16 protein-coding genes are annotated in these 19,804 nt (G+C 66.1%); 12 read left to right on the top strand and 4 right to left on the bottom strand.

Translation table 11 applies throughout. The features are described from left to right. The first annotated feature begins 82 nt into the window (after positions 1-82). On the top strand, positions 83-523 hold the full coding sequence (locus QMX85_RS15275) for a universal stress protein (RefSeq protein WP_090231296.1): 441 nt from the start codon (positions 83-85) through the stop codon (positions 521-523). Between the two features lie 37 nt (positions 524-560). Here the strand turns inward: QMX85_RS15275 and QMX85_RS15270 are convergent, their stop codons facing one another. Both QMX85_RS15270 and QMX85_RS15265 read right to left on the bottom strand, forming a co-directional pair. Further along, positions 561-1,277 (bottom strand): hypothetical protein, encoded by a 717-nt coding sequence (locus QMX85_RS15270; protein ID WP_282342223.1) that lies wholly within the window; start codon positions 1,275-1,277, stop codon positions 561-563. 20 nt (positions 1,278-1,297) lie between these two features. Then, positions 1,298-3,199 (bottom strand): ATP-binding cassette domain-containing protein, encoded by a 1,902-nt coding sequence (locus tag QMX85_RS15265; RefSeq protein WP_282342222.1) that lies wholly within the window; start codon positions 3,197-3,199, stop codon positions 1,298-1,300. Positions 3,200-3,361: 162 nt separating this feature from the next. Here QMX85_RS15265 and QMX85_RS15260 point away from each other — a divergent pair, with 162 nt between their 5' ends. After that, entirely contained in the window at positions 3,362-5,290 is a 1,929-nt protein-coding gene (locus tag QMX85_RS15260) for a transglycosylase SLT domain-containing protein (RefSeq protein WP_282342220.1), read from the top strand. 48 nt (positions 5,291-5,338) lie between these two features. Here the strand turns inward: QMX85_RS15260 and QMX85_RS15255 are convergent, their stop codons facing one another. Both QMX85_RS15255 and QMX85_RS15250 read right to left on the bottom strand, forming a co-directional pair. Next, the gene (locus tag QMX85_RS15255; protein ID WP_282342219.1) at positions 5,339-6,142 is read right to left on the bottom strand and encodes an MOSC domain-containing protein; all 804 of its coding nucleotides are present in this window, start codon (positions 6,140-6,142) and stop codon (positions 5,339-5,341) included. Between the two features lie 128 nt (positions 6,143-6,270). Next, positions 6,271-7,203 (bottom strand): chemotaxis protein CheV, encoded by a 933-nt coding sequence (locus QMX85_RS15250; RefSeq protein ID WP_273233004.1) that lies wholly within the window; start codon positions 7,201-7,203, stop codon positions 6,271-6,273. 228 nt (positions 7,204-7,431) lie between these two features. Between QMX85_RS15250 and QMX85_RS15245 the strand changes: the two genes are divergently transcribed. The 10 genes from QMX85_RS15245 to xdhB all read left to right on the top strand — a co-directional run bounded on the left by QMX85_RS15245 (position 7,432) and on the right by xdhB (position 19,657). After that, positions 7,432-8,505, top strand: coding sequence for a methyl-accepting chemotaxis protein (locus QMX85_RS15245; RefSeq protein ID WP_282342216.1), 1,074 nt, complete (start codon positions 7,432-7,434; stop codon positions 8,503-8,505). A gap of 24 nt (positions 8,506-8,529) precedes the next feature. Further along, complete coding sequence (locus QMX85_RS15240) at positions 8,530-8,895, top strand: response regulator (protein ID WP_090231302.1); 366 nt, start codon at positions 8,530-8,532, stop codon at positions 8,893-8,895. 1 nt (position 8,896) lies between these two features. Continuing rightward, complete coding sequence (locus QMX85_RS15235; protein ID WP_273233002.1) at positions 8,897-9,214, top strand: STAS domain-containing protein; 318 nt, start codon at positions 8,897-8,899, stop codon at positions 9,212-9,214. 13 nt (positions 9,215-9,227) lie between these two features. Continuing rightward, positions 9,228-11,420, top strand: coding sequence for a chemotaxis protein CheA (locus QMX85_RS15230; RefSeq protein ID WP_282342212.1), 2,193 nt, complete (start codon positions 9,228-9,230; stop codon positions 11,418-11,420). A gap of 10 nt (positions 11,421-11,430) precedes the next feature. Beyond that, positions 11,431-13,074: a methyl-accepting chemotaxis protein gene (locus QMX85_RS15225; protein ID WP_282342210.1), complete on the top strand. Its 1,644-nt coding sequence runs from the start codon at positions 11,431-11,433 to the stop codon at positions 13,072-13,074. 12 nt (positions 13,075-13,086) lie between these two features. Then, entirely contained in the window at positions 13,087-13,593 is a 507-nt protein-coding gene (locus QMX85_RS15220) for a chemotaxis protein CheW (RefSeq protein ID WP_090231306.1), read from the top strand. Then, on the top strand, positions 13,593-14,402 hold the full coding sequence (locus QMX85_RS15215; protein WP_282342208.1) for a CheR family methyltransferase: 810 nt from the start codon (positions 13,593-13,595) through the stop codon (positions 14,400-14,402). The genes QMX85_RS15220 and QMX85_RS15215 overlap by 1 nt, the downstream gene beginning before the upstream one ends. 21 nt (positions 14,403-14,423) lie before the next feature. Further along, positions 14,424-15,536 (top strand): chemotaxis response regulator protein-glutamate methylesterase, encoded by a 1,113-nt coding sequence (locus QMX85_RS15210; RefSeq protein WP_282342207.1) that lies wholly within the window; start codon positions 14,424-14,426, stop codon positions 15,534-15,536. Positions 15,537-15,819: 283 nt separating this feature from the next. Continuing rightward, entirely contained in the window at positions 15,820-17,277 is a 1,458-nt protein-coding gene (gene xdhA / locus QMX85_RS15205) for a xanthine dehydrogenase small subunit (RefSeq protein ID WP_282342205.1), read from the top strand. Then, positions 17,270-19,657, top strand: a complete 2,388-nt coding sequence (gene xdhB, locus QMX85_RS15200) for a xanthine dehydrogenase molybdopterin binding subunit (RefSeq protein ID WP_282342204.1) — start codon at positions 17,270-17,272, stop codon at positions 19,655-19,657. Before xdhA ends, xdhB begins: the two co-directional genes overlap by 8 nt. The last annotated feature ends 147 nt before the right edge of the window (positions 19,658-19,804 follow it).

Raw genomic sequence — 19,804 nt, 5'->3', positions numbered from 1 at the left:
ACGACATCCTGATAAAAAAGCATGGCAAGGCGCCCGACAGCGGCATCTAATAAGAGACAAACATCCAAGGAGGAAACACCTCATGACGTACCAGCACATCCTGGTGGCCATCGACCTGGCCGACGAGTGTCATCCGGTCATGCGCCGCGCCCAGGCACTGGCGGCGAGCAGTGGAGCGCAGCTTTCCCTGGTGCACATCGTCGAACCCATGGCCATGGCGTTCGGCGGCGACGTACCGATGGACCTGTCGATGCTCCAGCAGCAGCAGTTCGATCAGGCCCGCGAACGCCTCGACGGCTTCGCCAGCCGCTATCCGGAGCTCACCCCGGAGCATCGCCACCTCGCCTACGGCCAGCCGCGTCAGGAGATCCACCGTCTCGCCGCCGAGCAAAAGTGCGACCTCATCGTGGTCGGCAGCCATGGCCGCCATGGTCTTGCGCTGCTGCTGGGCTCCACCGCCAACGATGTCCTGCATGGCGCGCCCTGCGACGTGCTGGCGGTCCGCCTGACCAAGGACCAGTGAGTTCCGCGCGGGCGCGCCGGCCGGGCCCGCCCCCCTCTCAGTCGCCGCGCCGCCCGGTGTACGGCAACGCCTCGATGCCGTCTCCGGCACTCATCACCTGCGGACGAATCTTCTGCAACTGGGTTTCCAGCGAGTAGGTCATGCTCGACGCCATGGAGAAGAACGTCAGGAACGCCTTGAGGTTGGAGTCGCCCTCGCAGGTGTCATGGATGCGCTGCCAGAACGCCTGGTTGACCAGTTGCAGCTGCTGGAACACCCGCACCAGCCCCTTGAGTTCCCAATCCGCGTGGCGCCCTTCGCGCAGGTTGAAATACTGCCGGGTCAGGTACAGCGAAACGGCGCGCAGGGCGAATTCCTGGTTGCTGGCGAAGGGCAGGTGCTGCTGGGCCATCGGCTTGAGGCTGGCGAGGATCGGGCAGGCGCTGGTCGCCATGATCACTCCGAGCAGCGCACGCAGGCCCTCCTCCAGACCGACCAGCTTGCTGTACTCGCGCTCCGGCGTGCGTACCCAGACGTGCGCCTTGGTAAACGCCGGCAGGCCGTGGAAATCCTCGATCACCCGATGGATGTCGACCGCCGCCGGGCAATGGCTGAAGCGCTCAGGCTCCAGCGGGCAGTTGCTGCAACGTTCGTGAGCGAGGCACGTCCACTTCGGCGCGGCGGCGGCACGCTCGTCGTCGTAGTCGCGATCGAGCTGAATCAGGTAACTGAACGAATGCTCATCATCCAGGCTGACGCGGTATTCGATGGCCATGCTGACTGCTTACTCCCGGCTCATTCTTCCAGTTCGGCCCAGCGCTCGAGCAAGGTATCGAGTTCTGCCTGCAGGCTGTCGACCTGCGCCAGCACGTCGCGGGTTTCCTCCGCCGGGCGCTGGTAGAACGCCGGATCGGCAATCTGTGCCTGCACCGCGGCGATGCGCTGCTCCACGGCGTCGATCTGGCCCGGCAGCGCCTCCAGCTCGCGCTGCAGTTTATAGCTGAGCTTCTTCTTCGCCGGCGCGGGTGCGGCAGTTTCGACCGGTGCGGCGGCTTTCACCGGCTCGGCCTTCTCCGGGCGGCTGTCGCCGACCCCCAGCAGGCGCGGCGAACCGCCTTGGCGCAGCCAGTCCAGGTAACCGCCGACGTACTCGCGCACCACGCCGTTGCCCTGGAACACCAGCGTGCTGGTGACCACGTTGTCAAGGAAAGCCCGGTCGTGGCTGACCATCAGCACAGTGCCCTTGAAGCTCAGCAGCACTTCCTCGAGCAGCTCGAGGGTTTCCACGTCGAGGTCGTTGGTCGGTTCGTCGAGCACCAGCAGGTTGGCCGGCTTGCTGAACAGCTTGGCCAGCAGCAGCCGCGCGCGCTCGCCGCCGGACAGCGCCTTGACCGGCGTGCGGGCCCGCTGCGGGCTGAACAGGAAATCGCCGAGGTAACTCAGCACGTGGCGGTTCTGCCCGTCGATCTCGATGAAATCGCGCCCTTCGGCGAGGTTGTCGATCACCGTCTTTTCCAGCTCCAGCGCATGGCGCAGCTGGTCGAAATAGGCGACCTCCAGCTTGGTGCCGATGGATACCTTGCCGCTGGTGGGTTGCAGGTCGCCCAGCAGCAGCTTGAGCAGCGTGGTCTTGCCGGTGCCGTTGGCGCCGAGCAGGCCGATGCGGTCGCCGCGTTGCAGGACCATGGAGAAGTCGTCGATCAGCTTCGGGCCGCCGGGATGGGCGAAGCTGACGTGCTCGACGACGATCACCTGTTTGCCGGACTTGTCCGCGGTTTCCACCTGGAAACTGGCCTTGCCCTGGCGTTCGCGGCGCTCGCGGCGCTCGTTGCGCATTTCCTTGAGGGCGCGCACGCGGCCTTCGTTGCGCGTACGGCGGGCCTTGATGCCCTGGCGAATCCAGACTTCCTCCTGGGCGAGCTTCTTGTCGAACAGCGCGTTGGCGGTCTCTTCGGCCGCCAGTTGCTGCTCCTTGTGCACCAGGAAGGAGGCGTAATCGCCGTTCCAGTCGATCAGGTGGCCGCGGTCCAGCTCGAGGATGCGCGTGGCCAGGTTCTGCAGGAATGACCGGTCGTGGGTGATGAACAGCACCGCGCCCGTGAAGCCCATCAACGCCTCTTCCAGCCAGGCGATGGCGCCGATGTCGAGGTGGTTAGTGGGCTCGTCGAGCAGTAGCAGGTCCGGCTCGGCGACCAGCGCCTGGGCCAGCAGCACGCGTCGCCGCCAGCCGCCGGAAAGCTCGGCGAGGGTTTTGTCGGCCGGCAGTTGCAGGCGGCTGAGGGTGCTGTCGACCAGTTGCTGCAGGCGCCAGCCGTCGCGGGCCTCGAGGTCCTGCTGGACATGCATGAGTTTGTCCAGGTCGTCCTGGTCGTTGATGTTCTGGCTCAGGTGGTGGTACTGGGCGAGCAACTCGCCGACGCCGGCCAGCCCCTCGGCGACCACATCGAAAACGGTCCGCTCGTCGGCACGCGGCAGTTCCTGCGGCAGCTCGCCGATCTTCAGGCCCGGCGCGCGCCAGACATCGCCATCATCGACCGACTGCTCGCCCTTGATTACCCGCAGCATGCTCGACTTGCCGGTGCCGTTGCGGCCGATGATGCAGACCCGCTCACCGGGCGCGATCTGCCAGGAAACCTGGTCCAGCAGCGGCGTGGTGCCATAGGCGAGAGAGACATCGGAGAGCTTGAGCAGGGTCATGACGATCTTCTTCAAAAACGGGCCGCGCATGATATCAGCAGCGCACCCTGCCAGGCGCTCCCGCCGGCGAAGTTATTCCCTTCATCGGCTGTTACAGCCCTGCGTTTAACTGCCTGACGCATCAGGCTAAGCTAGGCACTTGGTTTTCTGCCCGGAAGTGTCATGCGCGGTCGTCTGTTCAGTCTTTTGTCCTGTTTGCTCATCACTGCCACCACGCTCGACGTCGCACAGGCCGCCTCGCTCCCCGAGCAACGGCAGATGTACGACCAGGCGAAGGCCGCCCTGGCGAAGGGCGACAGCGGTCCTTACCAGCGCTATGCCAGCGCGCTGAAGGATTACCCGCTGGAACCCTATCTGGCCTACGACGAACTCACCGCGCGGTTGAAATGGGCCAGCAACGAGGAAATCGAGCGCTTCCTCGACGACCACGGCGACCTGCCCCAGGCCAACTGGATGAAGCTGCGCTGGTTGCGCTGGCTGGCCGAGCGTGGCGACTGGAAGACCTTCGTCGCCCATTACGACAAGTCGATGAACTTCACCGAGCTGGACTGCCTGAACGGCCAGTACCAGCTCGCCCACGGCCTGACCGCCGAAGGCTATGCGACCGCCGAGAAGCTCTGGCTGGTGGGCAAATCCCAGCCGACCGCCTGCGATGTGCTGTTCGACCAATGGGCAGCCGCCGGCCAGCTCACCGAGGCCAAGCGCTGGCAGCGCACCAAGCTGGCGGCCGAGGCGCGCAACTACGGGCTCGCCAGCCACCTGGCGAAAACCCTGCCGACCCTGCAGAACCAGGCGCAATTGCTGATCGATGTGTCGCAGAAGCCGCAGATGCTCACCCAGACCGGCCGCTTCGTTCCGGCCGACGAGGCCATGGGCGATGTCGTCGGCCTCGGCCTGCGCCGGCTGGCGCGCCAGGACCCGGAAAAGGCCCTCGCCCTGCTCGACGGCTACGCCCGGCAGATGGCCTTCTCCAAGGAAGAGAAGGTTTCCATCGCCCGCGAGATCGGCCTGACCCTGGCGAAGAGCTTCGACCCCCGCGCCCTCGGCGTGATGACCCAGTACGACCCCGACCTGCGCGACCCGACCGTCGCCGAGTGGCGCCTGCGCCTGCTGCTGCGCCTGGGCCGCTGGGACGAGGCCTACCAGCTGACCCGCCGGTTGCCCAAGGAACTCGCCGAGACCAACCGCTGGCGCTACTGGCAGGCGCGCAGCCTGCAACTGGCGCAGCCACAGAGCGCGCTGCTGCAGACGTTGTACAAACCGGTGGCGGCCGAACGTGACTTCTACGGCTTCCTCGCCGCCGACCGTATCCAGGCGCCGTACAAGCTGAACAACAAGCCGCTGCTGCTGGATCCGAAGCTGGTGAAGAAAGTGCAGAACACTCCCGGCATCCGCCGTGCGCTGGAGTTCTACGCGCGCGGCCAGGTAGTGGATGCGCGGCGCGAGTGGTACCACGTCAGCCGCCACTTCAATCAGGCGGAAATGGTCGCCCAGGCGAAACTCGCCTACGACATGCAGTGGTATTTCCCGGCGATCCGCACCATCAGCCAGGCGCAGTACTGGGACGACCTGGACATCCGCTTCCCGATGGCCTATCGCGCCGACCTGGTGCAACAGGCCAGGGTCCGCGGCCTGCATTCGAGCTGGGTATTCGCCATCACCCGTCAGGAAAGCGCCTTCATGGCCGACGCCCGCTCGGGCGTCGGCGCCATGGGCCTGATGCAGCTGATGCCGGCCACCGCCAAGGAAACCGCGCGCAAGTTCGGCATTCCGCTGGCCAACCCTAACAACGTACTGACCCCGACCACCAACATCCAGCTCGGCGCCGCCTACCTGAGCCAGGTGCATGCGCAGTTCAACGGCAACCGGGTACTGGCATCGGCGGCCTACAATGCCGGCGCCGGCCGCGTGCGCCAATGGCTGCGCGGCGCCAATCACCTGGCGTTCGACGTCTGGGTGGAGAGCATTCCGTTCGACGAGACCCGCCAGTACGTGCAGAACGTGCTGACCTACGCGGTGATCTACGGGCAGAAGCTCAACGCGCCGCAGCCCCTGGTGGACTGGCACGAACGCTTCTTCGACGACCAGTGATGCCGGTCTGAAGGGCGCGGCGGACCGGCTCCGCCGCGCGCAGCGGCCTTACTCCAGGAGTTCCAGCGGCATGCCCACTTCCAGCACGCCACGGCCGTCGCAGATCAGGTTCTGCCCGAAGTACACCTCGCCATCGCGCTCGCGATAGGTTTTCAGCGTGGCCAACGGTTCCCGGTCGGCGCTGCGTTCGCCGCTGCGCGGATCGAGGGTGGTCATGATGCAACGGGAGCAGCCCTTGGCCACGCGGAAATCCAGGCCGCCGATACGGATGCGCTTCCAGCCATCCTCGGCGTAGGCCGCACTGCCGTCGACCACCAGGTTGGGTCGGAACCGCAGCATTTCCAGCGGCCGGCCAACACGCGTGGAAAGATCTTCCAGCGATGCCTGCCCAATCAGCAGCAGGGGAAATCCGTCGGCGAACGCCACCCTGTCCTGCGTCGCGCCGGAGCCGGCGTTCACCTGGCGGGCGCGCTCGACCGGCAGGTAGACCAGGCGGCAGGCGCGCCCGAGCAACTGGCTGAGCCAGGCCGCGGCCTCGTCGCCGGCATCCGGCACGCGCAGGCTGTCGCTCCAGACGGTGACGCCGCGCAGCTCGGCATCGGCGGCCGGCACCGCCACCTGAATCTCGCCGAGGCCCGGCGCGCTCAAGGTCAACGCGTCGTCCGCGGCATAGCGCGCCAGCAACTGGGTCATCTGCGGCAACAGGCGCTGGGTGAGGAAGCGCCCGTTGCTTGCGTCCACCACCAGCCAGCGGCGGTCGCCGTGCAGCCCGAGGCTGTCCACGGGCGACACCGACAAGGCTTCGCCGATGGCGGATTTCAGCGGGAAACGATAGAGCGCGGAGAGGTGCATGGGCGGCATCCTGGGCGACGTGAAAAAGGCCGTCGAGGATAACCCGTGAAGCGCCGCCGCGGCAGCTGCATCGCGTCAGGCGCGGGCGGCTTCCGGCCCACGCGAAAAGGCGATGCGAACGCCCGTAGTCAGGCCGGGCCGTCCAGCAGCAGGCGTTCGCGGATCACGTCGACCAGCTTGTCGGGCTGGAACTTGGAGAGGAAGTTGTCGCAGCCGACCTTCTTCACCATGGCTTCGTTGAAGCTGCCGGACAGCGAGGTGTGCAGCACCACGTAGAGGTCCTTCAGACGCGGATCGGTGCGGATTTCCGTGGTCAGGCGGTAGCCATCCATCTCCGGCATTTCCGCGTCGGTGAAGACCATCAGCAGTTTGTCGGTCATCACATGGCCTTCATCGGCCCACTTCTTCAGCGCCTGCAGGCCCTTGAGGCCGTCGCTCGCGGTGTGCAGCTTGAGGCCGAGCTGCGACAGGGTTTCCTTGAGCTGCGAGAGCGCCACGTTGGAGTCGTCCACCAGCAGCACCTCGCGACCGCGGGCACGCTCGAAGATCGGATCGGCCAGGCGGTCGCCGGAGACCTTGGCGCTGTACGGGACGATCTCGGCGAGGACCTTTTCCACATCGATGATCTCGACCAACTGATCGTCGGCCTTGGTGATCGCCGTCAGGTAGTGCTGGCGCCCCGCTCCGCCGGGCGGCGGCAGGATCGACTCCCAGTTGAGGTTGAGGATGCGTTCGACGCCGCCGACCAGGAAGGCCTGCACCGAGCGGTTGTACTCGGTGACGATGATGGTGCTCTTCTCGTTCGGCACCAGCGGGCGCATGCCGATTGCCTGGGACAGGTCGATCACCGGCAGGGTCTGCCCGCGCAGGTTGATCACCCCGCAGACGCAGCGGTGGCGCTGCGGCATCAGCGTCAGGCGTGGCAGTTGCAGCACTTCCTGCACCTTGAACACGTTGATCGCGAAGAGCTGCCGCCCCGCCAGGCGGAACATGAGGATTTCCAGGCGGTTCTCGCCCACCAACTGCGTGCGTTGATCCACTGAATCGAGGATGCCGGCCATGATGCGCTCCTGAAAGGGTTGCCTGGTAGTGCTAGCCCGTGGGCCTTGGTTCACCGGTTATCGGCCGGGCTGGCGGGTTCTGAACGTAGCGGTTTGCCATCATGCCTGCGGTGCCCTGTCGAAGCCACAGCGGATCACCCTTAGGCGACATAGGGGATTCCCTGATTTCGCTGGCTGCGATGGCTGTCTATCGTTCGAGCCTGACAACGCCAACCGGGAATCGCCCTCTTGCTCGCCTATCTCACCCTCTGGATCGGACTCGCCATCAGCCTCGCCGGCCTGCTGCTCTCACCGTGGATCAGCGTAGCCGGTAGCGTACTGGTGGCAATAGCCGCCTGGCCGATGCGCCCGCGCCAGCCGAAGGTACAGGAGCAGTTCGCCACACCGATCGTCGAGCCCGAGCGCGTCGATGTGGAGCCCCTGCTGAATGCCGTGCTGCCCGCCTGGGAACAGAACCTCAGCCAGGTGCGCAGCCTGCTGCAGACCAACATCAACCAGTTGTTCGGACGCTTCTCCGGCCTCACCCAGCGCCTCGACCAGACCCTGTCCAGCTCCGACGAGGTGATCGGCGGTGGTGGTGTCACCAACAGCCTGCGTCAGGCACACGCCCGTCTCGACCAGGTGGTGGAAGCGTTTCACGGGGCCAACGGGCGCAAGCGCGAGTTGCTCGGCACCATCGGCCACCTGAACGCCTACGCCAGCGAATTGCAGGCGATGTCCAAGCGCGTGCAGGACATCGCCAGCCAGACCAACCTGCTGGCGCTCAACGCCGCCATCGAGGCCGCCCGCGCCGGCGAATACGGCCGCGGCTTCTCGGTGGTCGCCGACGAAGTGCGCAAGCTCTCCACCCTCTCCGCCGAAACCGGCCAGCGCATGGTCGAGAAAGTCGGCGAGATCAACCAGGCGATCCGCTCCACGGTGACCGCCGCCGACGAACTCTCGAGCAGCGAAGAGGCGAACCTGCGCTACCTCGACGAGGTGGCCGGCGAGGTCATGCAGGGCCTGAGCGCCAACCTGCATGAACTCACCCTCACCTCGGACCAGCTGCAGCAGGACGCACGCATGGTCCAGGGCGACATCCGCGAAATCATCGTCGGCCTGCAGTTCCAGGACCGCTCGGACCAGATGCTCGATCACCTGCAGCTCGACCTGCAGCGCCTGCAGCAGGCGCTGCGCGACCAGGATGGCAGCCTCGCCCAGCCGCAGCATTGGCTCGACGAGCTGCGCCAGCAGTTCACCACCGACGAAGAGCGCCACGGCGCAAAGAGCCGCGCGACGCAAAACGACGTCACCTTTTTCTGACCGCTTCCGCCAGGTAACCACCCAATGGCCAAGACCATCCTCATCGTCGACGACTCTCTCTCCATGCGCCAACTGGTGAAGATGACCCTGTCCGGGGCCGGGCACACCGTGATCGAGGCCGTGGATGGACGCGATGCGCTGACCAAGCTCGACGGGCGCAAGATCAACCTGATCATCAGCGACGTGAACATGCCCAACCTCGACGGTATCGGCCTGGTGAAGGCCGTCAAGGCGCTCGGCGACTACCGCTTCACCCCGATCGTGATGCTCACCACCGAGAGCGAGCAGAACAAGAAAGCCGAAGGCCAGGCCGCCGGAGCCAAGGCCTGGATCGTCAAACCCTTCCAGCCGCAGCAACTGCTCGCGGCCGTCGACAAGCTGGTCGGCTGAGATGTTCCAGCTCACGGCGGACCTCGACAGCCAACCTGCGTGCCTGCACATGAGCGGCGCGCTGACCATCTACGAAGTGCGCGACGCCCACGCCGCGCTGCTCGACGTGCTGCTCCGGCAACCGCCACGCGACTGGCAGCTGGACCTCGCCGGGCTGGAGGAAGTCGACAGCGCCGGCGTGCAACTGCTGATCGCGGTGCAACGCCATCAACAGCGCGCCAACGTCGGCCTGAGCCTGTGCAACCCGGCCGAAAGCGTCATCGAGCTGTTCCAGCTGCTGCGCCTGCAGTCGCTCTACCCCGCCGCCGTGGCGAGCTGATCCGGAGACGATGATGCTCAACGAGAACCAGTGGAGCCAACTGCTGCAGGGATTCATCGAAGAGGGCCGCGACCTGATCAAGCAGGCCGAGGAATACCTGCTGCTGCTCGACGACACGCCCCACGACGAAGAGGCGATCAACGGCCTGTTCCGCGCCATGCACACGCTCAAGGGCTCGGCCGGGCTGTTCTCGCTGACGCCGATCACGCATTTCACCCATCACCTGGAAAGCCTGCTGATGGAGGTCCGCGACGGCCTGCGTACGCTCAGCCCGGCGGCGATTTCGGTGATGTTGCGTTGCCTCGACGAAATCGCCTCGATGGTCGAGCTGATCGACGTTTCCAACGGCACCCTCGACGTGGACGACGCGCACCAGGCGCAACTGCTGGCGGCACTCGCCGAGCACGGCGGCCAGGCGCCGGCGGTCGGCGCCAGCGCCGAACCGGCTGCCGAGTCGGGCGCCCCGCGCGAAGGCAACTGGCACATTTCCCTGCGTTTCCATGCCGACCTGCTGCGCAACGGTTTCGACCTCGCCTCCTTCGTTCGCTACCTCTCGCGGCTGGGCGAAATCCGCTTTCTCGAGGTCATCGACGATGCCCTGCCGGAACTCGCCGAGCTGGACCCGGAGAGCTGCCACCTCGGCCTGGAAATCGACCTGCAGACCCAGGCGAGCAAGGCCGAGATCGAGGAGGTCTTCGAGTTCATCCTGGACTTCTGCACCCTGCGCATCCTCCCGCCGGACAGCGCGCTGAGCGATTACCTCGCACTGATCCAGGCGCTTCCGGAAACCGACGAGCGTGTCGGCCAGATCCTCGTCGCCAGCGGCCTGCTCACCGAGCACGAGCTGGCCGAGAGCCTCTCCGCCCAGGCGCACGTCGCCGAGGGCGCGCCCAAGCAGGCACTCGGTGAACTGCTCGTGGAAAGCGGCCGCGTGGCGCCGCAGGTGGTGGATGCCGCGCTGGCCAAGCAGCACTCGTCGCGCGAGCGCAAGGCCAGCGAAAGCAGCCAGATTCGCGTCGCTGCCAACAAGCTCGACGAGCTGATCAACCTGGTCGGCGAACTGGTGATCAGCGCCGCCGGCGCGCAACTGCACGCCCAGGCCCAGGGCAATGCGATCTGCATCGAGAGCACCCAGGTGGTCAACCAGCACGTCGAGCAGATCCGCGAAGCCGCGCTTAAGCTGCGCATGATCGAGATCGGCGACACCTTCAACCGCTTCCACCGGGTGGTTCGCGACGTCAGCCAGAAGCTGGGCAAGGACATCCACCTGGACATCCATGGCGCCGACACCGAACTGGACAAGTCGGTGATCGACAAGCTCGCCGACCCGCTCACCCACCTGGTGCGCAACGCTATCGATCACGGCATCGAACCCGCCGAGGAACGCGCCGCCGCCGGCAAGCCGGCGCAGGGCAACCTGCGCCTGAACGCCTACCACGAGTCGGGGATGATCGTCATCGAGATCTCCGACGACGGCCACGGCCTGAACACCGAGCGCATCCGCGAGAAGGCCATCGCCCGCGGGCTGATCGAGGAACAGAGCAACCTCGACGAACACGCCATCCACATGCTGATCTTCGCCGCCGGCTTCTCCACCGCAGACGCCGTTTCCGACCTTTCCGGGCGTGGCGTCGGGATGGACGTGGTGCGCAGCGCCATCGATGCCCTGCGCGGCAGCGTCGAGATCGACTCCACGCGCGGCGTCGGCTGCACCTTCCGCATCCGCCTGCCGCTGACCCTGGCGATCATCGACGGCTTCCTGGTCAACCTCGGCGAAGAGTTCTTCGTGGTGCCGCTGGACATGGTCACCGAATGCCTGGAACTCGACGACGTCCAGTTGGCCGGCTGCAAATACGGTTACCTGAACCTGCGCGGCAAGCCGCTGCCGTGCATCGACCTGGGCGCGCATTTCGAGCTTCCGGCCAGCAACAGCAAGCGGCGCAACATCGTCGTCGTCAACTTCGGCCGGCAACAGGCTGGCCTGGTGGTCGACAACCTGCACGGTGAGCTGCAGACCGTGATCAAGCCTCTCGGGCTGCTGTTCCAGCACCTGCAAGGCATCAGCGGCTCGACGATCCTGGGCTCCGGGCAGATCGCCCTGATCCTCGACATCGCCAGCCTGTTCCGCCAGCTGCAGCAGAACGTCGACAGCAATCCGGGCGAACTCCGCTCAGCCAAGCCTCACCAAGACTCCCTCGGCTCCTAGGAGAACCACCATGAATTTCATCCGCAACATGAAGATCGGCGTACGCCTGATCGCCGGCTTTACCCTGGTGGTGATCCTGACCGCTCTGGTCGGCGCTCTGGGCATCGTCAACCTGGGCAAGGTCAACGACCTGTCGGACCGCATGTACGAGCGCGAGCTGTTCGCCCTCGAAGCCATGCAGAACGCCAACTTGCAACTGATCTATGCCGGTCGCCATATGCGCAGCAGCCTGCTGGCCACCTCTGTCGAAGAGCGCGAGGCGACCATGGCTCAGGTACAGGAAGCCTTCAAGGCGCTTCACGAGAACCTCGAGAAAGCCCGCAGCAGCTTCGAAAGCGACGAGAGCAAGGCCAAGCTGCAGAAGCTGGCTACTCAATTGGAGACCTACGAGAAGACCGCTCAGCAGATGCTGCTGATGAACAAGAACTCCGGGCGCCTGGCCGAAGCCACCGAGTTCAGCGCGCTGATGCCGCAACTGCGCAGCGAGGGTAATGCTGCCGACAATACTATTAGCGATCTGGTAGCGATGAAGAAGACCCGCGCCGGCGAAGCTAACGAGGCAATCAGCAGCATCTATCTGGATTCGCGTACGCAGATGATTGCCCTGGTGATCATCGCCTCGCTGATCGGCTTCGGCATCGGCATCCTCGTCACCCGCAGCATCACCCGCCCGCTGAACCGCGCCGTCAGCGCCTCCAACTCGCTGGCCGAGGGCGATCTGAACATCGACATCCAGGTCGACAGCAAGGACGAGACCGGAGCCCTGCTCGCCTCCATGCAGAACATGGCCGAACGCCTGCGCGCGGTGATGAGCGACGTGCGCAGCGCCGCCGACTCGCTGTCCTCGGCTTCCGAGGAGGTCAGCGCCACCTCGCAGTCGTTGAGCCAGGCCGCCACCGAACAGGCCGCCAGCGTCGAGGAAACCGGCGCCTCGGTGGAGCAGATGTCCGCCTCCATCGCGCAGAACACGGAGAGCGCGAAGATCACCGACGGCATCGCCGGCAAGGCCGCGAACGACGCGGTCGAGGGCGGCCGCGCCGTGCGCGACATGGTCCTGGCAATGAAGCAGATCGCCGACAAGATCGGCATCATCGACGACATCGCCTACCAGACCAACCTGCTGGCGCTGAACGCCGCCATCGAGGCCGCGCGTGCCGGCGACCATGGCAAGGGCTTCGCCGTGGTGGCCGCCGAAGTGCGCAAGTTGGCCGAACGCAGCCAGGTCGCCGCGCAGGAAATCGGTGGCGTGGCGAGCAACAGCGTGAGCCTGGCCGAGCAGGCCGGCGTGCTGCTCGACCAGATCGTGCCGAACATTCAGAAGACTTCCGACCTGGTCCAGGAAATCACCGCGGCGTCGCAGGAGCAGAGCAGCGGCGCGGCGCAGATCAACATCGCCATGAGCCAGATGAACCAGATCACCCAGCAGAACGCCTCGGCCTCCGAGGAACTGGCGGCCACCTCCGAGGAAATGAACGCCCAGGCCAGCCAGTTGCTGGAGCTGATAGGCTACTTCCGCCTGGAAGAAAAGCCGACCGCGCCCGCCCGCCGCAACGAGCCGCCGAAGAACGTGCGCGAACTGCGTCGTCCGCAGCGTGTCGAGCACAAGGTCGCCCGCTTGCAGAATGATGACGGCCATTTCGTCAGCTTCAACTGACAGGAGCCCCGCATGAATCCGTCGATCCTCGCCCACGAGAGCCCGCAGGGCGCCGTGCAGCACCTCTCGTTCCGCGTGCGCCAGGCGCGCTACGCGCTGCCCATCGAGCTGGTCAGGGAGATCATCGAGTACGGCCAGATCACCACCGTACCGATGATGCCCGGCTTCATTCACGGCGTGATCAACCTGCGCGGCAATGTGGTGCCGGTGCTCGACCTGGCCGCGCGCTTCGGCTTCGAGCGCACCGAAGCGGGCAACCGCACCTGCATCGTGATCATCGAGCTGAACCTGGACGACGCCCAGCAGAACATCGGCCTGGTCGTCGATGCGGTGGACGCCGTGCTCGACATCGAACCCGGCGACGTCGAGCAGGCGCCGGCGTTCGGCGCCGGCATCCGCACCGACTTCATCGCCGGCATGGCGCGCGACGAGCGTGGCTTCACCATCGTCCTCGACGTGCGCCGGGTGCTGTCGCTGGACGACATCCTGCAACTCGCGCTGGCGCAGCAGGCCGGCTGATGCCTACCCGTAACCTGCCCAAGCTCAGCGACCAGGATTTCCGCCACCTCCAGCAAATGATGCTGGAGGCGTCGGGCATCCGCATGGCCGAGCAGAAGCGCACGCTGATGGCCGGGCGGCTGATGTGCCGCCTGCGCGCGCGCAGCCTGAGCAGTTACGGCGACTACCTGAAAGTCCTGGAAAACCCAGTGGAAAAAGACGAGCGGCGGATGGTCGTCGATCTGCTGACCACCAACGAAACCTACTTCTTCCGCGAGCCGCAGCACTTCGACGTGCTCGGCGAGTGGGTCGGCCGCCAGCGCCGCCCGCTGCACCTGTGGTCGGCCGCCAGTTCCTCGGGCGAGGAAGCCTTCAGCATGGCGATGTGCGTCGCCGAGAATGCCCGCACGCAGGACTGGTCGATCTTCGCCAGCGACCTCAGCCGCCGCGTGCTGGATCGGGCGCGCTCGGCCACCTACTCCATGGAACAGGCGCAGCAGTTTCCCGCCGGCTGGCTCAAGCGCCATTGCCTGCGCGGCATCGAAGAAAGCGACGGGCTGTTTCGCATCGGCCAGCCGCTGCGCCACCGCGTGACGTTCGCCGAGGTCAACCTGTCGCGCCCGCTGCCACAGGGCGTCGGGCCGTTCGACGTGATCTTCCTGCGCAACGTGCTCATCTACTTCACCGCCAACGAGAAGCTCGCCATGGTCGCGCGGCTTCTGGAGCGCCTGCGCCCCGGCGGCCTTTTGTTCATCGGCCACGCTGAAAGCCTGCACGGTTTCGACTTGCCCGTGCGCAATGTGAGGCCTTCGGTCTTCGAGCGCCTCTGACACCTTTCAAGGAATGCACCGATGATGGTCGCGAAGGTCGATACTGGTAAAAAAATAAAGGTCTTTCTGATCGACGACTCGGCGCTGGTCCGCCAGGTGCTCACCGCCTGCCTTGAAAGCCACCCCAACATCCAGGTGATCGGCCAGGCGTCCGACCCGCTGTTCGCCCTGGAAAAGATGCAGAAGGACTGGCCCGACGTGCTGGTGCTCGACGTCGAGATGCCGCGCATGGACGGCATCACCTTCCTGCGCAAGATCATGGCCGAGCGGCCGACGCCGTCGATCATCTGCTCGACGCTCACCGAGGATGGCGCCGCGATCACGCTCGACGCCCTCGCCGCGGGCGCGGTGGGCGTATTCACCAAGGCCAAGCTGGGCCTGAAGGTGAGCCTGCAGCAGATTTCCGGCGAGCTGATCAAGCAGATCGAACTGGCCGCGCGCAGCCATCCCCACGCCATGCCACGCAAGCCGCCTCCCCGGGAAGCCACGCCGGACACGCTGGCCGATGCCGGGCATCAGGCCGCCAAGGCATTGCTCACCACCACCGACCGCGTGGTCGCGCTGGGCACCTCGACCGGGGGAACCCAGGCGCTGGAAGTGCTGCTGCGGCAATTGCCGGTGGATTGCCCGGGCATCGTCATCGTCCAGCACATGCCGGAGAAATTCACCGCCGCCTTCGCCCAGCGCCTCGACAGCGTCTGCAAGATCGAGGTGCGCGAGGCCAAGCACATGGACCGCGTGCGCCCCGGCCTGGCGCTGGTGGCGCCGGGCGGGCTGCACATGCAGATCAAGCGCAGTGGCGCGCAGTACTTCGTCGAGGTCTTCGACGGCCCGCCGGTCAACCGGCACAAGCCTTCGGTGGACGTGCTGTTCCGCTCGGTCGCCCGCCACGCCGGGCAGAACGCCATCGGCGTGATCATGACCGGCATGGGTGACGATGGCGCCCGCGGGCTGCTGGCCATGCGCGAGGCCGGCTCGCGCACCGTGGCCCAGGACGAAGCCAGTTGCGTGGTCTTCGGCATGCCCAAGGAAGCGCTGCGCCTGGGCGCGGCGCAGAGCAGCGAATCGCTGGCCAACCTGCCGCGGGTGATCGTCCAATACGGCCGCAGCGCCAGCGCGACCGCCGAAGCCTGACGCCCCGCATCGGCGCAGCGCGCACCACAAATCGTCACGACCGGCCAGCGACGGCCTGCGCGCGTGGCCGCCGCCCGACCGCATGACGCGGCCGTATCGCCTGGCCATCGTCACGGGCATTTGGCACAGAATCCGCTATGAATTCAGGGTTCCGCTCCGTGAACAGACACAGTCACGGGATTTTTTCTGACTTTGAAGTCAATTTTTATTGACCTGCAAGTCAAGCGACCCTAGATTCCACGCGTGCAAAACATGCCTGAAAAGAACCTTGCCGGAGGTCGATTTGATCCAGTTTCTGCTCAACCGTGAGCTGCGTAGCGAGCATGACCTCGACCCCAACCTCACCGTGCTGCGCTACCTGCGCGAACGCGTTGGCAAACCCGGCACCAAGGAAGGCTGCGCCTCCGGCGACTGCGGCGCCTGCACCGTGGTGGTCGGCGAGCTGACCCGCACCGATGGCGTCGAGCGCATCCGCTATCGCACCCTGAATTCCTGCCTCACCTTCGTCTCCGCGCTGCACGGCAAGCAACTGATCGCCGTCGAGGACTTGAAGCACCAGGGCCGGTTGCACAGCGTGCAGCAGGCGATGGTCGACCACCACGGCTCGCAGTGCGGGTTCTGCACGCCGGGCTTCGTGATGAGCCTGTTCGCCCTGCAGAAGAACCAGGCCGACAAAGGCCACGACGCGCACCGGGTGCACGAAGCGCTGGCTGGCAACCTGTGCCGCTGCACCGGCTACCGGCCGATCCTCGACGCCGCCGAGCAGAGCTGCTGCCAGGCGCAACCCGACCAGTTCGACGCCGCCGAAGCCGAGACCATCGCCCGCCTCAAGGCCATCGCCCCGCAGGGCATCGCCGAGCTGAGCGACGGCAGCAAGCGCTGCCTGCTGCCGCTGACCGTCGCCGACCTGGCCGATCTGTACCTCGCCAATCCGCAGGCGCGCCTGCTCGCCGGCGGCACCGACCTGGCGCTGGAAGTCACCCAGTTCCACCGCGAGCTGCCGGTGATGATCTACGTCGGCCACGTCGAGGCCATGAAGCGCGTCGAGGTGTTCGACGAGCGCATCGAGATCGGCGCGGCCACCTCGCTCACCGATTGCTTCGAGGTGCTGAACCGCGAGTACGCCGATTTCGGCGAGCTGCTGCAGCGCTTCGCCTCGCTGCAGATCCGCAACCAGGGCACCCTGGGCGGCAACATCGGCAACGCCTCGCCCATCGGCGACGCCCCGCCGCTGCTGATCGCCCTCGGCGCGCGCATCGTCCTGCGCAAGGGCGCGGCGAGCCGCGAGCTGGCGCTGGAGGATTACTTCATCGACTACAAGATCACCGCCCGCGAGGACGGCGAGTTCATCGAGAAGATCATCGTCCCGCGCGCGACGGCCGGGCAGCAGTTCCGTGCCTACAAGGTGTCGAAACGACTGGACGACGACATTTCCGCGGTCTGCGCCGCCTTCGCCCTGAGCCTCGACGGCGGTTTGGTGCGCGAGGCGCGCATCGCCTTCGGTGGCATGGCGGCGATTCCCAGGCGCGCCGCCGCCTGCGAGCGCGTGCTGAACGGCGCCACCTGGGACGCCGACACGGTCGAGCGCGCCTGCGCCGCGCTGGCCGAGGACTTCACCCCGCTCAGCGACTTCCGCGCCAGCCGCGAGTATCGCCTGCTGGTCGCCCAGAACCTGCTGCGCAAGTGCTTCGCCGAGCAGCAGCGCCCCGCCACCGAAACGCGAGTCACCGCTTATGCATAAGCCGACCAAAAGCCAGGAGGAACTGGCCGAACTGTTCCGCGCCGAGCTGACCACCGGTGTCGGTCGCAGCCTCAAGCACGAGAGCGCCGACAAGCACGTATCCGGCGAGGCGGTGTACATCGACGACCGCCTGGAGTTTCCCAACCAGCTGCACGTCTACGCGCGGCTTTCCGACCGCGCCCACGCGCGCATCCTGAAGATCGACACCGCGCCCTGCTACGCGATTCCCGGCGTGGCCATCGCCATCACCAGCAAGGACGTGCCCGGCCAGTTGGACATCGGTCCGGTACTGCCGGGCGATCCGCTGCTGGCCGAGGACATCGTCCAGTACGTCGGGCAGATCGTCGTCGCAGTGGCGGCCGACAGCCTGGAAACCGCACGCAAGGCGGCGATGGCGGCGATCATCGAGTACGAAGACCTGGAGCCGGTGCTCGATGTGGTCGAGGCGCTGCGCAACAAGCATTTCGTCCTCGACAGCCACCAGCACAAGCGCGGCGACTCCGCCGCCGCGTTGGCCAGCGCACCGCGCCGACTGCAGGGCAGCCTGCACATCGGCGGCCAGGAGCACTTCTACCTGGAGACGCAGATTTCCTCGGTGATGCCCGCCGAAGATGGCGGGATGATCGTCTACACCTCGACGCAGAACCCCACCGAAGTGCAGAAGCTGGTGGCCGAGGTGCTCGGCGTGCCGATGCACAAGATCGTCATCGACATGCGCCGCATGGGCGGCGGTTTCGGCGGCAAGGAAACCCAGGCGGCGGCGCCGGCGTGCCTCTGCGCGGTGATCGCGCGGCTCACCGGGCGGCCGACCAAGATGCGCCTGCCGCGTGTGGACGACATGCAGATCACCGGCAAGCGCCACCCGTTCTACGTCGAGTACGACGTCGGTTTCGACGACGATGGCCTGCTGCACGGCATTCGCATCGAGCTGGCCGGCAACTGCGGCTATTCGCCAGACCTCTCCGGGGCGATCGTCGACCGCGCCATGTTCCATGCCGACAACGCCTATTACCTGGGCGATGCCGAGATCAACGGCCACCGCTGCAAGACTAACCTGGCCTCGAACACCGCCTACCGCGGCTTCGGTGGCCCGCAGGGAATGGTCGCCATCGAGGAAATCATGGACGCCGTCGCGCGCCAGCTGGGCAAGGATCCGCTGGCCGTGCGCAAGCTCAACTACTACGGCAAGGACGAGCGCAACGTCACCCATTACTACCAGACGGTCGAACACAACCTGGTGGCGGAAATGACCGCCGAGCTGGAAGCCAGCGCCGACTACGCCGAACGCCGCGAGGCGATCCGCGCCTTCAACGCGCAGAGCCCGTACCTGAAGAAGGGTCTGGCACTGACCCCGGTGAAGTTCGGCATCAGCTTCACCTCCAGCTTTCTCAACCAGGGCGGCGCGCTGGTGCACGTCTACACCGACGGCAGCATCCACCTGAACCACGGCGGCACCGAGATGGGCCAGGGCCTGAACACCAAGGTCGCGCAGGTGGTGGCCGAAGTCTTTCAGGTCGACATTTCGCGCATCCAGATCACCGCCACCAACACCGACAAGGTGCCGAACACCTCGCCGACGGCCGCGTCCAGCGGCGCCGACCTGAACGGCAAGGCCGCGCAGAATGCCGCCGAGACGATCAAGCAGCGCCTGGTGGAGTTCGCCTCGCGGCACTTCGGCATCGGTCCGGAGGAAGTCGAGTTCCGCAATGGCCAGGTGCGTGCCCGCGAGCGCTACCTGTCGTTCGAGGAGCTGATCCAGCTCGCCTACTTCGGCCAGGTGTCGCTGTCGTCCACCGGTTTCTATCGCACGCCGAAGATCTATTACGACCGCAGCCTGGCGCGCGGCCGGCCGTTCTACTACTTCGCCTACGGCGCCGCCTGCACCGAGGTGATCGTCGATACCCTGACCGGCGAGTACAAGATGCTCCGCGCCGACATCCTCCACGACGTCGGCGACTCGCTGAACCCGGCCATCGACATCGGCCAGGTGGAAGGCGCCTTCGTCCAGGGCATGGGCTGGCTGACCACCGAGGAACTGGTGTGGAACGCCAAGGGCAAGCTGATGACCAGCGGACCGGCGAGCTACAAGATTCCCGCCGTGGCCGACATGCCGCTGGACATGCGCGTGAAGCTGGTGGAGAACCGCAAGAACCCCGAGCAGACGGTGTTCCATTCCAAGGCCGTCGGCGAGCCGCCGTTCATGCTCGGCATTTCCGCCTGGTGCGCGATCAAGGATGCCGTGGCGAGTCTCGGCGACTACCGCGTGCAGCCCCGGATCGACGCCCCTGCCACCCCGGAGCGCGTGCTCTGGGGCGTGGAACAGATGCGCACGCTCAAGCAGCAGGCGGCCGCCGAGCCGCAGGCGACGGTCGAGGCGTGATGCAACACACGGTGGGCTGAAGCCCACCCTACCGGGCGGATACGGCGCCCCAGGTCAACGTAGGGTGGGCTTCAGCCCACCGCAGCCCCGCCAACAAGCGGCAGCCGCCGCGGTTAACGACATGAGCAATACCGGCTGGTTCAACGC

The organism is Pseudomonas sp. PS02288 (assembly GCF_029959715.1).
Taxonomy (GTDB): Bacteria; Pseudomonadota; Gammaproteobacteria; order Pseudomonadales; family Pseudomonadaceae; genus Pseudomonas_O; species Pseudomonas_O kuykendallii.
The sequence above is the reverse complement of the archived record's forward strand: the minus strand, read 5'-3'. Positions and strand labels throughout refer to the sequence as shown.